Genomic DNA, 15,810 nt, shown 5'->3' on the forward strand with positions numbered 1-15,810 from the left:
CACTCGCAATTGTGCTGTCCTATCGCATCACACCGTGACAGCAACTCCTCCTCCTCTTGCAGATTGCCCAAGGGGCGAATGGGTGTGAGACAAGAAAACAGTCACTTAAACGTTTTAAGTGACCGTTCCCATTACTTATTCTAAACCTTCATACAGCGAACGAACAGCCTGAACGAGATTTCCTTGTTCAATTTCTTCTGCTTCGCCGCCGCGGCGTGCTTTCAGCTCAACGATTCCGTCTGCCGCTTTTTTCCCGACGTTGATTCGAACAGGTAAGCCAACTAAATCAGCATCTGCGAATTTCACGCCAGCCCGTTCTTTCCGATCGTCAAACAGAACAGAGAATCCAGCAGCCGTCAGTTGACGGTAGACGTTTTCTGCCACTTCCATTTGCTCAGCGTTTTTCCCATTGACGGCAATCAAATGCACATCATACGGAGCAATCGCTTTCGGCCAAATGATACCACGCTCATCATAATGCTGTTCGACGACGGCAGAAAGTGTCCGTGAAACACCGATGCCGTAACAACCCATGATAAGGGGTTGCGCTTTTCCACCTTCATCAAGGAACGTCGCACCCATTCCTTGCGAGTAGCGTGTCCCGAGTTTGAAGACTTGTCCGACTTCGATACCGCGGGCGAACTTGACGTGCCCCTCGCCGTCTGGTGAAGCATCGCCTTCTTCGACGAAGCGTAAATCTGTATATTCCGCTTCAAAATCACGACTTGGATTTACATGGATGTAATGCGTTTCCGCTTTATTCGCTCCACAAACTGCGTTCGTCAAAGCGCGGACAGCATAATCCGCCACGACCTGCATGTCTGCTCCAATCGGACCGAGCGTGCCCGGTTTCGAATGCAGTGCTTGTTCGATTTCCTCATCAGAAGCCATCGTGATATCAAGCGCACCAAGGTAGTTTTTCAATTTAATGTCATTGACTTCGTGATCACCCCGGACGAGGGCCATGACGAGACCTTGTTCCGTCTTGAAGACGACCGTCTTGATTGATTCGGTTGCCGGTACCTGCAGGAACTCGCCTACCGCTTCAATCGTTTTTGCTTCTCCTGTATTAACGGTTTCCAGTGCTTCCGGTGCTTTGCCTTGTACGTCGTACGCGTCAACAGCTTCTGCCATCTCCAGGTTTGCTGCGTAATCCGACTGATCGGAATAAACAATCGTATCTTCACCGATTGCTGCAAGTGCATGGAATTCATGTGTGCCACTTCCACCAATCGCACCCGAATCGGCAACGACAGGGCGGAACTCTAATCCGACACGCGTAAAGATTTTATTGTATGTTTCAAACATGTTTTGGTATTCGTCATCCAGGCTTTCTTGTGTCGCATGGAACGAATACGCATCTTTCATGATGAACTCACGCCCGCGCAAGAGACCGAACCGTGGGCGACGTTCGTCACGATACTTCATTTGAATCTGAAACAGATTGACCGGTAATTTTTTGTACGAGTTCAACTCATCCCGAACGATTGACGTAATTAATTCTTCATGTGTCGCACCGAGCGCGAACCGTCGATCATGACGGTCTGTCAAGCGCATCAATTCTGGTCCGTAAATATCCCAGCGCCCGGTTTCTTCCCATAGCTCTGCCGGTTGAATAGCTGGCATCAATAGCTCTTGTGCTCCTGCCGCATCCATCTCTTCACGAATGATCGTCTCAATCTTCGCTAAGACACGTTTCGCAAGTGGCAAGTATGAGTAAATTCCTGCTGCATTTTGACGGACAAAACCCGCACGTAATAAAAGTTGATGGCTAATAGCATCTGCGTCTGATGGTACTTCACGCAATGTTGGCATAAACATTTTCGATTGTTTCATAATGAGTCGTGAACCCCTTTGATTGAAAGATTAAAAGAACTTCTGGATGTCATTCCATGTGACGACGAGCATCAAGAGCATGAGCAGTGCAAATCCAACGAAGTGCACGAGCCCTTCTTTTTGCGGGTCGACCGGTTTGCCGCGTAACGCTTCGAGGAAGAGGAAGAGTAATCGACCACCGTCAAGCGCGGGTAGTGGTAATAGGTTAAAGACCGCTAAGTTGACGGACAATAGAGCTGTCCACGTCAAGAGCATCGAAAATCCGCTGTCCGCTACCTGGTCCGTCATCTTGACGATTCCGACAGGACCTGATAGTTGATCGACACCAACGACCCCTGTCACTAAGTCACCGACTGCGCCGACAATTAACGTCGACATCCGCCATGTTTCCGTTACACCCGTTTCGAGTGCCGTTCCGAACGACTTTTCCGTCTCGTTCGTCACACCGATGATTCCGACTTTTTGATCGCCTTGTTGTTGAATTTTCGGCGTAATTTGTGTTGTTGTTTCTTGACCATCCCGCTCATAGACGACGGTCGTTTCTTTTCCAGCTTCATCTTGGAAGCCAGCACGAAGGTCTTCCCATTTTGTCGTCTCGTCTCCGTTGACGGAAACGATCCGGTCGCCTTCGACGAGCCCTGCTTGGTCCGCCGGCGAATCTTTTTGAACGGTCCCGATGACACTTTCACCCGTTGGAGAACCGTTGTATAACGCTAATCCAAATAAGATGATGAAGGCGAGAACAAAGTTCATCGCTGGTCCGGCAGCAATCGCAAGTACCCGTTTAAAAACGGATTTCGAACCAAATGTCCGGTCGTACGGCGCAATTTGTGTTCGTGTCTGCCCTTCGACGAGAAAGGCGGTTTTTGAAATATCGTATCGTGTCGAGACTTCGTCTTGTAACCCAACGAGCTCTAACTTGTGCAATAAATCAATCCGTTCGACCGTCACGACTTGGTCTGCCTTCGGATGGCTTGCATCTAAATAGATCGCGTCGACAAGGCCCTCGTTCATGCCTAAGCCAACAGCCTGACCAGGTTTGACTTCAACGAACTCTGGTTCTTCGCCAGCCATCTTAACATATCCGCCAATTGGCAAGAGGCGAACCGTATACAATGTCTCATTTTTGAAAAACGAGAAGATTTTCGGTCCAAAGCCGATCGCGAACTCCCGGCAAAGGATTCCAGCGCGCTTCGCCATTACGAGATGACCCCATTCATGTACGGCAACAAGTACACCGAACATCAATACGATCGAAATAAAGGTCGTCATTGCTATCCCATCCTTAGTTAGCGAGTGAAAGTGACGCGACAAACGCACGTGCCCAACGATCCGCCTCTAAAATTTGATCCAAAGACGGATCGTTGATCAGTTCATGCGCCCGTAACGCAGCTTCAACACTCACTTCGATTTCTAAAAAGCTGATTTCCCCTTTTAAAAAGCGGTCAACGGCTTGTTCGTTCGCGGCATTAAGTACTGAAGGCATCGAACCCCCCGCACTACCCGCTTCAAAAGCGAGGCGTAATAAGGGATAGCGTTCAAATGAAGCTTCAGCAAAGTTCAAGCGTCCGATTTCTTTTAAGTTTAACCGTTCTCCCCCTTTGATTTCAAGGCGGGACGGATATGTAAGGGCATATTGAATCGGTTCACGCATATCCGGCATACCGAGCTGTGCCATGACGGCACCATCATTGAACTCGACCATCGAGTGAATGATTGACTCTCGGTGAATGACGACATCGATTTCTTCATACGCAACATCAAACAACCAGTGGGCTTCAATGACTTCGAACCCTTTATTCATCATCGTTGCAGAATCAATCGTAATTTTCGCCCCCATCGACCAGTTCGGATGATTCAGCGCTTGCTCGACCGTAACATCCGCCAATTGATCGCGCGTCATGTCACGGAAACTACCGCCAGATGCCGTTAAAATAATTTGACGGACATCTTCACGTCGTTCTCCATTCAAACATTGGAAAATCGCTGCATGCTCACTATCGACAGGTAAGATAGCAACACCTTTTTCACGTGCTTTTTTCATGACAAGATGTCCAGCAGTAACCAAGGTTTCTTTATTCGCGAGACCAATCGTTTTTCCTGCTTCAATCGCTGCGAGCGTCGGACGGAGACCGACTGCACCGACGACTGCCGTGATGACAATATCTGCTTCTTCCATTGTTGCGACGTCAATCAAGCCTTGATCGCCCGTCAAAATTGTCGGACGATAGTCGAGTAGCTTTTGCAACTGTCCGCGCGTCACTTCGTCCATGACGGAGACAAGCATCGGACGTAAACGATTCAACCATGGAACTGCAACGTCAATATTTTTCCCGAACGCAAAACTGACGAGTTGAAACTGTTCAGGATTGGCGGCAATGACGTCCAGCGTCTGTGTCCCGATCGAACCTGTTCCCCCAATAATACTGACTTTCTTCATGTAACTTCCTCCTCAACTGAAGATGCCGAGTGTGATCAATACCGTAAAGACGATTAACATGCTATCAAAACGATCAAGAATCCCACCGTGCCCCGGAAGTAAACTTCCGGCATCTTTCACGCCATAATGTCGTTTGTATGCTGATTGTACGAGATCACCCAGTTGACCGACGACAGCCACGATCAGTGCTAATAAAACGACTTCTGCATACCCGATTGTCGGTGTAATCGCTTCAAAAATCACACCAAGAAGTACCGCGAGTAAAATTCCGCCTGCCGCCCCTTCAATCGTCTTATTTGGACTGATTGCCGGCCATAGTTTTGTTTTGCCGAAACGTTTCCCGACAAAATAGGCACCTGAATCTGTGAACCAAATCAAAAGAATGATTAACAGCGATAACGTCAGGCCATTATCCAGTAAACGGATGAACGCGAACGATGCAAAACCAACACCGACATAAACACTCGTTAGTAGCAAAAAAGCCACGTCGTCAAACGTGAACACATTTTTTGAAAATACAGTCCAAAATAGACCGACTAAAATAATCAGCATTCCCCAAGCAAGTGGAGATAATCCGCTTACCACTGTTTGTTCACTCGTTAATTCATAGACACGAATGAAGGGAAGCAATGTCCCAATCCCGAACAAGAGAACGGGAATCGACGAAAAGCTCAGTTGTCTCATCTTGACGAGTTCTGTATAACCGATCACTGTTAAGATTGCCATGAAGGCAAGAAATGGAAGACCACCCAAGTAAAGTAACCCTAAAAAGATGGCACCTGCCCAAATCCCTGTAATAATACGCGTTTTCATAAGCTATGTCCTCGTTTAGTCAGACGCCGCCGAATCGGCGTGTCCGTTGATTGTAATCCTCGATTGCTGTCAAAAATTGTTCCCGTCGAAATTCCGGCCACAAGACATCGGTGAAGTAAAACTCCGCATAGGCTGCTTGCCATAACAAGAAATTCGATAACCGCTGTTCTCCGCTCGTTCGTATGACGAGATCGACATCTGTCATGGAACCCGTCATCAATTCGTGTTCGATGACCTCATTTGTAATCTCAGTCGGAAGCAGTTGTCCGGCTTGTACTTTTTCAGCAATCTTTTGCATGACTTGAACGATTTCATCTCGCCCGCCATAATTTAATGCAAAAATTAACCGTAGTCCAGTATTGTCAACTGTATCCTGTTTCGCTTGTTGAACTGCCTCCCGTGTATAGACGGGTAAACGCGATATTTCACCAGCGACTTCTACTTTGACATTGCGTTCATTCAAGTCTTTTAAATCCGACTCTAAAAATTGAGCCGGTAACTTCATCAAGAAACTGACTTCTTCTTCAGGACGCGTCCAGTTTTCGGTCGAGAAAGCGTATAAGGTCAGACTCTTTACCCCTAACTCATTAGCGACACGGACGACTTCGCGAACTGATTTCATCCCTTCACGATGCCCCATGATGCGGGGAAGTCCTCGTTTTTTTGCCCAACGTCCATTTCCATCCATGATGATCGCGATGTGATCAGGTACGTGTTGTTCGATCACTTCTTTTGTCTGGTTTAACCATTGAAACATGTACTTCTTCCTCCCCTCATTCATTTATAAGAAGAAGGGGACTCTTCGTGTGACAAAGAGTCCCCAACATGACGACGATTCGCGTCATACTTCCATAATTTCTTTTTCTTTATCCGTCGCTGTTTGATCAAGCGCTTTGACGAATTTATCCGTCAATGTTTGGACATCTTCCGTATAACCACGTAAGTCATCCTCTGTTAACGCTCCATCTTTTTCTTCTTTCTTCAGTTGCTCATTCGTATCACGGCGAATGTTACGTAATGCAACTTTTCCTTCTTCCGTATACTTCTTGACGAGCTTAACAAGTTCTTTTCGGCGATCTTCCGTAAGTGGCGGAATCGCTAAGCGAATGACCGTACCATCTGAAGATGGGGCTAATCCTAAATCTGCACGTTGGATTGCTTTTTCGATTTCTGTAACCATCGATTTATCCCAAGGTGTGATTAAGATGAGGCGCGCTTCCGGTGTATTCACGTTCGCGACTTGATTAAGTGGTGTCGGTGAACCGTAGTAATCGACATGAACAGGATCAAGGATTGCAACGTTCGCACGACCCGCACGGAGTGTCGCAAGTTCTTTTTTAAGTGAAAGATGCGCTTTTTCCATCCGATCTTCGGCTTGTTTCATGATTTGCTGTGACATATTATTTCCCCCTTACGAGTGTTCCAATTTCGTCGCCAACGACGACGCGTTTAATATTTCCTTCTTCCATCAATGAGAAAACGATGAGCGGAATATCATTATCCATGCAGAGTGACGTTGCAGTCGAATCCATGACTTGCAAGCCGTCTTTTAATACATCGAGGTAAGACAATGTCTCGAATTTTTTCGCATCCGGATCCACGTTCGGATCGGCCGAATACACACCATCGACATTGTTTTTCGCCATCAAGATGACTTCAGCTTCAATTTCAGCGGCACGAAGCGCTGCTGTCGTATCTGTCGAGAAGTACGGATTTCCCGTTCCGGCCGCAAAAATGACGACCCGACCTTTTTCTAAGTGACGCATCGCACGACGACGAATGTACGGTTCAGCAACTTGTCGCATTTCGATTGAAGTCTGAACGCGCGTTTCAACGCCTACTGACTCTAAGCTATCTTGTAATGCGAGCGAGTTCATGACCGTCGCAAGCATCCCCATATAATCGGCATTTGCCCGGTCCATTCCAAGTTCTGCCCCTGTTTTACCACGCCAAATGTTACCTGCACCTACAACAACGGCAACTTGTACATTCAATTCTACCAATTCGCGAATCTGTTGAGAAATTGAATTGACGATTGCGGGGTTGATTCCGAACCCTTGATCACCTGCGAGCGCTTCTCCGCTCAATTTTAACACAATCCGGTTATATTTCGGTTGCATGACTACGTCCTCCTTGCTAAATTCCGTAAAAAAGGAACACGAACCACTTCCACACGAAAGTGGATTGAAGCATACGTGTTCCTTCTCTTGTCATCAGGAAATCCTGATTCTTATTTTTTAAGTTGGTTCATAACTTCTTCAGCGAAGTTTTCTTCACGTTTTTCCATACCTTCTCCAACTTCGAAGCGTACGAATGAAACGACTTTTCCGCCTTTAGATTCTACGTATTTACCAACTTTGAAGTCTGGGTCTTTAACGAATGTTTGGTCGACGAGGCAAATTTCCTCGAAGTACTTGTTCATACGTCCAGCAATCATTTTTTCAACGATGTTAGCAGGTTTGCCTTCGTTGATTGCTTGTTCTGTCAAGACTTTTTCTTCACGTGCTTTTTCTTCTTCTGTTACAGAAGAACGATCGACGTAAAGTGGGCGTGCCGCTGCGATGTGCATCGAAACATCTTTTGCAACTGCTTCGTCTGTTGTTCCTTCGATGACGACGACAGAACCGATACGTCCACCCATGTGGAGGTAAGAACCGAACGCTGCGTTGTCTTCTTTCGTGAAGAGTGCTACACGGCGGAGTGAAATTTTCTCTCCAATTGTAGAAGCTTCTTCAGAAATATACGTTTCGATTGTTTTACCCGCTTCGTATTCAGAAGCGAGAGCTGCTTCAGCCGTTTCAGAACCGTTACGGAGAACTGCATCCGCGATGTTTTGAACGAGTGATTGGAAACGTTCGTTTTTTGCAACGAAGTCTGTTTCTGAGTTGATTTCGACGAGTGCTGCTTTGTTTCCGTCAACTGCGACTGCTGTCAAACCTTCTGCTGCAATACGATCGCCTTTAGCTGCTGCTTTTGCGATCCCTTTTTCACGCAAGAAATCAACTGCCGCGTTCATATCCCCATCCGTTTCAACGAGCGCTTTTTTGCAGTCGAGCATACCTGCACCTGTTTTTTCACGAAGTTCTTTTACCATTGCTGCTGTAATAGCCATTCGATATTCCTCCTTATAACGTCCTTATTTTCAAAAAAAAGGTGATAAAAGGTCAATTCCCTTTATCACCTGGCATCACGAATTACTCAGCGTCTGCTACTACTTCTTCAGTAGTTTCAGGTGCTACGTTATCTTCGCCTTGTTTAACTTCGAGGATTGCGTCAGCCATTTTACCAGTGAGCAATTTGACTGCACGGATCGCATCGTCGTTCGCTGGGATGACGTAGTCGATTTCGTCTGGATCACAGTTAGTATCAACGATCGCAACGATTGGGATGTTGAGTTTGTGTGCTTCTGCAATCGCGATACGCTCTTTGCGTGGGTCAACGATGAAGAGTGCATCTGGAACGCCTGGCATATCTTTGATACCGCCGAGGAATTTCTCAAGACGAGTCATTTCTTTTTTAAGAATGATGACTTCTTTTTTAGGAAGAACTTCGAACGTACCGTTCTCTTCCATTTTTTCGAGTTGTTTCAAACGGTTAATCCGTTTTTTGATTGTAGAGAAGTTCGTGAGTGTTCCACCTAACCAACGTTCGTTGATGAAGTATTGACCAGCACGGATCGCTTCTTCTTTCACAGTGTCTTGAGCTTGTTTTTTCGTACCAACGAAAAGAACGTTTCCGCCTTCAGACGCTACTTCACGGATGAAGTTGTAAGCTTCGTCTACTTTTTTAACCGTTTTTTGTAGGTCAATGATGTAGATTCCGTTACGTTCTGTGAAGATGTATTTTGCCATTTTTGGGTTCCAACGGCGTGTTTGGTGACCGAAGTGTACACCAGCTTCTAACAATTGTTTCATCGAGATTACTGCCATGATGAATTCCTCCTTTTGGGTTTTGGATGTCCTCCGCGATGATCGTTGTCCCAGCTAACCTATTAAAGGCACCGCAGCCGGCGATACATGCGTGCGTAATTAACACCGTAGACTAATATAGCATAAACTTTACCGTCGGGCAACCTTCGTTTTTGAAGAAAGTTTCGCAATCAATGCCACTTCACCCGTTCCTCGATTTAAAGAACGCGCGAGTTGATCCAGATCGGCCCCTGCCGCAAGTTGATCTTTCACATCTGTCAGTACTGGCTGAACGGATTCAGCCGATTCTTCCTGCGCCTGTTCGAACTGTGGGAGTTCTGTTACATCAGGACTGACGACCGTTTCATATGAGGACTGGGTAGGAGCAGCCTCAGCAGTCGGTTGCTCCTCGCGTTCTGCCAATCCGTTCACTTGTTCCATGAAGCGAAGCAAGATTTCTTCCGTCTCTTGTTTTTGACGTTCAAGATCAGTCACACGATCTTTTAGCAATGCTTGTTGTTTAAATAGAAGCAACAGACCATAACTAACGACCGCCGCCAGTAAAATATAAAAAATTGTCATAGTAGTTCCTTTCACATCGCGACACGATCAGACAAATAGGCACTTCCTAGCGCTTGCTTTAATTTACGTAACGCCTTCGAGTGGATTTGTGAGATTCGTGAAGTCGACAATCCTAGCACTTCTCCGATTTCCGTTAACGTCAGTTCTTCAAAGTAGAAAAGGGACACAACATATTGCTCTTTTTCCGATAGTTGCTCGACTTCTTCTGCAAGCTTCGAAATCAATTCACGCATCAGTAACGTATCTTCCGGCGTCGCTGCTTCCGGGTCGAGATACGATACAGCCATTGCTTTTCCCTCATCTTGGAGCGTCACCGCCTCGTCGATCGAGAGGACATTCGCAAAGTAACTTTCTGCAAGCGCCGTCTTGACTTCGTCCGGACTCATTTCGACGATGGACGATACTTCATCAAGCGTCGGCGTCCGTTGTAAGCTCTGCTCGAGAATTTCGACGGCCGCCTCGACACGTTTCGATTTTTCACGCAAAGAGCGTGGCAGCCAGTCAATTTTTCTTAATCCATCTAAAATGGCTCCACGAATTCGAAAGGCCGCGTATGTATCGAATTTATTGTTATGATTTTGATCGAACTTTTGCAGTGCGTCGTAAAGACCCATCATACCTAGACTTTTTAACTCATCACGATCGACACTTTTCGGAAGTGTCGCACTAAGACGTTGAACGTGGTATTGAACTAGAGGTTCATAATTCAGAAGTAATAGGTCAGCTACCGCTATATCGCGCGTCGATAGCCATTTATCCCAAAGTTGTTGTAGTTCCTCACGCATGACCATTCCTCCTCTAAATTTCCAGCGTTCCGACGTTGACCGTCCGAATGACGAGACGACCAGAGCTTGAATGGAACTCGATCGTCCGACCGTTCGTTCCACCAACATCTTCCGCGACGAGTGGGATTTTCGCTTGTTGCAATGCTGCTTTAACAGCAGCGATGTTCCGTTCACCGATACGCATCGATTCATGTTCATATTTGAATTGAAACATTTGCGCTCCCCCGGCAATCTTTGCCCGTAACCGAATCGCGCCACCTTGTCGTAAGCGCTTTACAAGCTCAGTTACTGCAGTATCTGCGAATTTCCCGACTTCAACGGTGATATCGCGACTGATTGCCGAGTCTGGGAGCATGACATGTGCCATGCTCGATAGACCACGTTCTTGATCATAAATGATGACGCCGACACAGGAACCTAATCCTGCAGTACGAAGGACGACCGGTTTTCGACTAACGGCATATTCCGCTATTCCAATCCGAATGACTTCATCCATCAACTTCCACACCCAATCGTTGAAAGACCGCTGCAAAAGCATCTGCTTCTGGCAATAATAATAAATGACCGTTTAAGTCGTTGCCTAAACTTGAAAGACGCGTATCGATGTATACTGCCATGTTACCAAATTTTGTCGACTCAAGTAAGGCAACTTCCAAAATTGCTCCAACCATATCAAAAGCGGAGGCAGGAACCGTCACATGAACGGATAAATCCAGCCAGTCAGAAATCGCGCGAGCGTAAGCGCCGATTAAGATATTGCCGATTTCTTCCCAAGCGGAAACACCAATCGCATGATGTTCCGAAAAAAACTGAAACGGCTGTTGCATCAACTGAGAAATCAGTTTTTCCGCATCTTGGAGCGGCATCAAAAAGAGTAGAGACGCCTTGATATCTCCTGTAAAGCGAAGTAAGGCTCCGGCAGTGTAAGCTTCCGCTCCGCCTACACGATCAATAATCGTCGAAAAGTGTTCGAGTTCTGCTGACGGTACTTCAATTTCAACAGGCTGTCCAAGAAGTGTCGATAATGCCGTAGCTGCATGCGCTGCCCCGATGTTTCCGACTTCCTTGAAAATGTCCTGTTCCATCCGATTAAGCATGAACGATGTCCTCGAATAAACGGTTCGGCTCAAGTAAGGAGAACAATTGATCTTCCCCTTTAGCGATTGCTGTCAAATAATTGGTTTCTTCTTGTTTTTGATCAGTCAACGGTTCAATCCGGACATCGATTGCTTCGACGACTTCATTCGCCCGATCGACGATGAACCCGGCATCTCCATGTTCGAGCGTCGCGATGATGATTCGTGTTTCTTCCGTTCCTTCGATTTCCTCAAAACCAAGACGTGTCCGTAAGTCAATCACCGGTGTCACGACCCCGCGCAAATTGATGACGCCTTTTACGTAAGGTGCAGCGTTCGGGATTCGTGTAATCGGAATCACGCGTTCGATGGAGCGGACCGATTGAACATCAATCCCGTAAGCATTTTGTTCCAGTTGAAAAACGACCCATTTTTGTTCCATTATCTATTCCCTCACTTTCGTAGCAGTGCATTGCTATCGATGATTAACGCGACTTGGCCGTCCCCAAGAATCGTCGCGCCAGAAATCGCGCGAATTCCTTCTAAATAACTTCCGAGCGGCTTCATGACGATTTCCTGTTGACCAATTAATTCAGTGACCATCAATCCGGCTAATTTTTCACCACTTCGAACGACGACAACTGAGTAGGCTTCTGCTTCTACTTGTGGAAGACCATACACTTCATTCAACGAAATCAATGGAACGAGTTGTCCACGGAAATCAAACACCTTTTCACGATGCGCTTGTAAGATGGCATCTTGTCGAAGCGATGTCGTTTCGATGATTGCCGTCAGCGGAATCGCATACGTTTCTTGACCGAGCTCAACAAGCATCGCGGAAATGATTGAGAGCGTCAATGGAAGACTGATTCTAAAGATTGTCCCTTCGCCACGTTTCGTCTCGACGAAAACTTCGCCACCGAGCGACTCAATCTTCGATTTGACGACGTCAAGACCTACGCCACGTCCCGACAAATCGGTTACTGTTTCTGCCGTTGAGAAGCCTGGTGCAAATAGTAGCATCGACGCTTCTTCCGGTGTTAAGACAGCAGCTTCTTCTTCCGTTAGCAACTCTTTCTCAATCGCAATCCGTGTGACCCGCTCATGGTTGATTCCTGCCCCGTCATCTTCAATCTCAATGAAGACCCGGTTTCCAGAATGATAAGCACGTAACGACAGATTGCCTTCGACTGGTTTCCCGGCTAAAATTCGATCCGTCTTGCTTTCAATGCCATGATCGACGGCATTACGGATTAAGTGAACGAGGGGATCACCAATCTCGTCAATCACTGTTCGATCAAGCTCCGTCTCTGCACCCGTGATATGCAATTTAATATTTTTACCGACATCTTTTGAAACCGATCGGACCATCCGTGGGAAACGATTGAAGACCTGTTCAATCGGCATCATGCGTAACGTCAAGACCAGCGATTGTAATTCATTCGTGCCGCGTTTAATGCGTTCGACGGTTTCCGTCAATTCAGATGAACCGACTTCGGCAGCAATTCGTTCTAAACGACCACGATCAATGATGAATTCTTCGAATAAGTTCATCAAACGGTCAATTCGTTCCAAGTTGACACGAATCGTTTTCGAGGCGACTGGTGCTGTTACGTCTGTTGTTTCGCTGACGACTTTCGTTTCTGACTCGACTGTTGATTTAGGTTCAACTAACGTGGATGTCGCAACTTCGGCTTCTATCGTTGTTTCAAAAGGCTGAATCGATACGTGTGCCACTTCCGACACTGACTGGATGCCTTCAGTCACTTCTTCCTCTGATTTCATCGTGACGAACAAGACATCGAAACTTGTTTCGAATTGTTCTTGCTCTAATTCATCTGAAGTCGGATTCGAAAGGATGACATCGCCTAGACTTTGAAGACGGTCGAACACCATGTAGACACGCGCCGCTTTTAAAATGACATCTGCCGATAGTTCGACCGTGATGACGTATGCATGGTAACCGGACGCAATCGATTGTTTAACGACAGACTCTGAATAGACATCACATTCAAAATTACGTTTCGTCGCCACAGCCGTCGCTTCTTCAGTCGTCTCTACAGCAGTTTCTTCTGCTTGAATGAATCGTTTTAATCGTACGACCGTTTCTTTCACGTCGAGCTTTCCGGTTCCACCTTGACTGATGTCCTCAACCATCGTTTCGAGTTGTTCCGCCGCGATGAACAAAACATCAATCAGCTCTTGTGTAGCAGGTTGCGTCTTTGAGCGCACTAAGTCAAGCGCACTCTCCATTTCGTGTGTTAAATCCGCGATGGCATCGTACCCCATCGTACCGGACATTCCTTTTAATGTATGGGCAGAGCGGAAAATCTGATCGATGACGGCTTCATCATCGAGACGCTGTTCAAAAATGAGCAGACTTGAATTGATAGCTTGCAAATGTTCAATCGATTCGTCTAGAAACAATCCTAAATATTCATTTAAATCCATTGGTGATACCCTCCTTCATGATTAGCGCACACGATTGTTTCGATTTTTCAAGCGACTTACCAATCGATCTAAAAATTTCCGTTCCTGTACGCGAAGACCTGTTAATGCGGTGGTAATATGATCGAGTCGCCAGCTAACATCACTCGTCCGATCAAAAAGATAGAACGGTTTTTGTGCTTTGACGGCTCTGACGACTGTTGGGTCATCTGGTAAAAACCCAGCGAATCGTAAAGGTTTGTTCAAAAATTGTTTACTGACCAGTTCGAGACGATCAAATGTTTCGAGTGCCTCTTCACCGTTCATCGCACGATTGACGATGACACCGATCGGTAACTCCGTTGCATGATGGTGCGACAATTTAACGAACGCATAACCATCCATGATCGATGTTGGCTCTGGTGTAACAACGAGCCAGGCTTCATCGGCACTACTAATGAAATCGAATGTCTGGTGTGTTGCTCCAGCACCCAGGTCGAGGATGACAAAGTCGTATTCATAGAAAAAACGAAATTCTTTCATCATGAACGCAACATCCGGATCCGTTAAATTCGTTAATTCAGTAAAACCACTTCCACCATGGATGAAATGTAAGGTTGGTGAAACTTCAACCACTGCATCTGCCAAGGATTCACGACGCTTGACACAATCCATGAGCGACGTCTTCGATGATTTTCCTAACAGCACCCCGACGTTCGCCATCCCGATATCAAGATCGATGATGAGGACACGTTTTTCTTGAAGCGATAAGGCGACACCCAGGTTTACGGCGACGTTCGTTTTTCCAACGCCCCCTTTACCACTGACGATCGCAATCGTTTTTGTTTCTTTGACTGACACTTTTGAACGTAAGACACGCGCTTGATCATCTCGCATCACCTGCCCCCTCTTTCTACAATCATTCGAGACATGTCGGATTGATCGACCCACGTGATATCTTCTGGTACTTCTTGACCCGTCGTGATGCAGAGCACCGGCAGCTTCGCTTCGACGGCTAGACCGTAGATGGACCACAACTCCGTCGTTTCATCTGCTTTCGTAAAGATAAACCCGTTGAGTGGAACTTGTTCAAAACGTCGTCTAATCTGCTCTAAGTCCCGGTATTTTGCCGTTAAGCTTAAAACAAGAAAAACATCCGTATTTGAAAAATCATGACGTGATTCAAGCTGTGTGATATAACCTGCGTCCAAGAAGTTCCGTCCAGCTGTATCAATCAAAACGATGTCACAATCTGCTAATTGTTCTTTCGCTCGTTCAAACTCTGCTAAATCGTAGGCGATATGTAGCGGAACATCGATGATTTCAGCATAGGTTTGCAACTGTTCGATTGCCGAAATCCGGTACGTGTCCGTTGTAATCAATCCAACCGTCTTACCTTCCGTCAATCGGTAGTAAGCAGCAAGTTTAGCGATTGTCGTCGTCTTGCCGACCCCTGTCGGTCCTGTCAACATCACGTAACGTGATGTCACGGTCGTTACTTGTAACTCATGTTCAATCGTTTGGGCGAACGCTTGTTGAACTTGTTCAAGATCGTCTGTTTTGTAATACGTCGATAACAAAACGTCGTGCAATTGCTCCACCCGTGCCTGTAAAGCCGGTTCGGACAAAATCGCTTCATATGCCCCCAACTCTTCCGGTAAACGTCGAGAGGAAAACGAAATGATTTTCGGGACTGGCATTTCAATCGTTTTCTTAAGCTGCGGGGTCCGTTTAGGAGCCGGTTGCTGGACATCTTTTTCATGAATGATTGGATGTTCGTCAACAGAAGCAACGAGTTCGACCTTTTTTTGTGCAAACAATCCGAAGAGTCCACCCACTTTGATATGTCGTGTGTTTAAAATAATCGCCTCTTCGCCTAAATCACGTTTGACAAGTTCCATTGCTTCACTGACTGAATTTGCAATAATTTTTTTAACCATCAT

17 protein-coding genes are annotated in these 15,810 nt (G+C 46.4%); all 17 read right to left on the reverse strand.

Features of this window, described 5'->3' with window-relative positions; genetic code table 11:
* Positions 1-135 precede the first annotated feature (135 nt).
* Positions 136-1,836, reverse strand: coding sequence for a proline--tRNA ligase (locus KNP99_RS03895; RefSeq protein ID WP_088837347.1), 1,701 nt, complete (start codon positions 1,834-1,836; stop codon positions 136-138).
* 30 nt (positions 1,837-1,866) lie between these two features.
* On the reverse strand, positions 1,867-3,108 hold the full coding sequence (gene rseP, locus KNP99_RS03900) for an RIP metalloprotease RseP (RefSeq protein WP_088837348.1): 1,242 nt from the start codon (positions 3,106-3,108) through the stop codon (positions 1,867-1,869).
* Positions 3,109-3,121: 13 nt separating this feature from the next.
* Positions 3,122-4,276 carry a 1-deoxy-D-xylulose-5-phosphate reductoisomerase gene (locus KNP99_RS03905; protein WP_214765126.1) on the reverse strand — a complete coding sequence of 385 codons (1,155 nt, stop codon included), beginning with the start codon at positions 4,274-4,276 and terminating at the stop codon, positions 3,122-3,124.
* Positions 4,277-4,288: 12 nt separating this feature from the next.
* Positions 4,289-5,089: a phosphatidate cytidylyltransferase gene (locus KNP99_RS03910; RefSeq protein WP_088837350.1), complete on the reverse strand. Its 801-nt coding sequence runs from the start codon at positions 5,087-5,089 to the stop codon at positions 4,289-4,291.
* 19 nt (positions 5,090-5,108) lie between these two features.
* Positions 5,109-5,846, reverse strand: coding sequence for an undecaprenyl pyrophosphate synthase (locus tag KNP99_RS03915; protein ID WP_029330752.1), 738 nt, complete (start codon positions 5,844-5,846; stop codon positions 5,109-5,111).
* Positions 5,847-5,930: 84 nt separating this feature from the next.
* Positions 5,931-6,488, reverse strand: coding sequence for a ribosome recycling factor (gene frr / locus KNP99_RS03920; RefSeq protein ID WP_029330759.1), 558 nt, complete (start codon positions 6,486-6,488; stop codon positions 5,931-5,933).
* A 1-nt stretch (position 6,489) separates the two neighbouring features.
* Entirely contained in the window at positions 6,490-7,209 is a 720-nt protein-coding gene (pyrH, locus tag KNP99_RS03925; protein ID WP_088837351.1) for a UMP kinase, read from the reverse strand.
* Positions 7,210-7,319: 110 nt separating this feature from the next.
* A complete protein-coding gene (tsf, locus tag KNP99_RS03930; RefSeq protein ID WP_214765130.1) occupies positions 7,320-8,201 on the reverse strand; it encodes a translation elongation factor Ts in 882 nt (293 codons plus the stop codon).
* 82 nt (positions 8,202-8,283) lie between these two features.
* Complete coding sequence (gene rpsB / locus KNP99_RS03935) at positions 8,284-9,018, reverse strand: 30S ribosomal protein S2 (protein WP_012370721.1); 735 nt, start codon at positions 9,016-9,018, stop codon at positions 8,284-8,286.
* Between the two features lie 129 nt (positions 9,019-9,147).
* Positions 9,148-9,579, reverse strand: a complete 432-nt coding sequence (locus tag KNP99_RS03940; protein ID WP_214768583.1) for a hypothetical protein — start codon at positions 9,577-9,579, stop codon at positions 9,148-9,150.
* Positions 9,580-9,590: 11 nt separating this feature from the next.
* Positions 9,591-10,364 carry a FliA/WhiG family RNA polymerase sigma factor gene (locus KNP99_RS03945; RefSeq protein WP_029330769.1) on the reverse strand — a complete coding sequence of 258 codons (774 nt, stop codon included), beginning with the start codon at positions 10,362-10,364 and terminating at the stop codon, positions 9,591-9,593.
* A gap of 13 nt (positions 10,365-10,377) precedes the next feature.
* Positions 10,378-10,860 carry a chemotaxis protein CheD gene (locus tag KNP99_RS03950; protein WP_029330771.1) on the reverse strand — a complete coding sequence of 161 codons (483 nt, stop codon included), beginning with the start codon at positions 10,858-10,860 and terminating at the stop codon, positions 10,378-10,380.
* The gene (locus KNP99_RS03955) at positions 10,853-11,461 is read right to left on the reverse strand and encodes a chemotaxis protein CheC (protein WP_029330772.1); all 609 of its coding nucleotides are present in this window, start codon (positions 11,459-11,461) and stop codon (positions 10,853-10,855) included. Before KNP99_RS03955 ends, KNP99_RS03950 begins: the two co-directional genes overlap by 8 nt.
* Positions 11,454-11,882 carry a chemotaxis protein CheW gene (locus KNP99_RS03960; RefSeq protein WP_029330774.1) on the reverse strand — a complete coding sequence of 143 codons (429 nt, stop codon included), beginning with the start codon at positions 11,880-11,882 and terminating at the stop codon, positions 11,454-11,456. The genes KNP99_RS03955 and KNP99_RS03960 overlap by 8 nt, the downstream gene beginning before the upstream one ends.
* A gap of 11 nt (positions 11,883-11,893) precedes the next feature.
* Complete coding sequence (locus tag KNP99_RS03965) at positions 11,894-13,891, reverse strand: chemotaxis protein CheA (protein WP_088837354.1); 1,998 nt, start codon at positions 13,889-13,891, stop codon at positions 11,894-11,896.
* A 21-nt stretch (positions 13,892-13,912) separates the two neighbouring features.
* The gene (locus KNP99_RS03970) at positions 13,913-14,764 is read right to left on the reverse strand and encodes a MinD/ParA family protein (protein WP_034800809.1); all 852 of its coding nucleotides are present in this window, start codon (positions 14,762-14,764) and stop codon (positions 13,913-13,915) included.
* A complete protein-coding gene (locus KNP99_RS03975) occupies positions 14,764-15,810 on the reverse strand; it encodes a flagellar biosynthesis protein FlhF (RefSeq protein ID WP_215115418.1) in 1,047 nt (348 codons plus the stop codon). Before KNP99_RS03975 ends, KNP99_RS03970 begins: the two co-directional genes overlap by 1 nt.

It is taken from the genome of Exiguobacterium sp. s95 (assembly GCF_018618655.1).
Taxonomy (GTDB): Bacteria; Bacillota; Bacilli; order Exiguobacteriales; family Exiguobacteriaceae; genus Exiguobacterium_A; species Exiguobacterium_A oxidotolerans.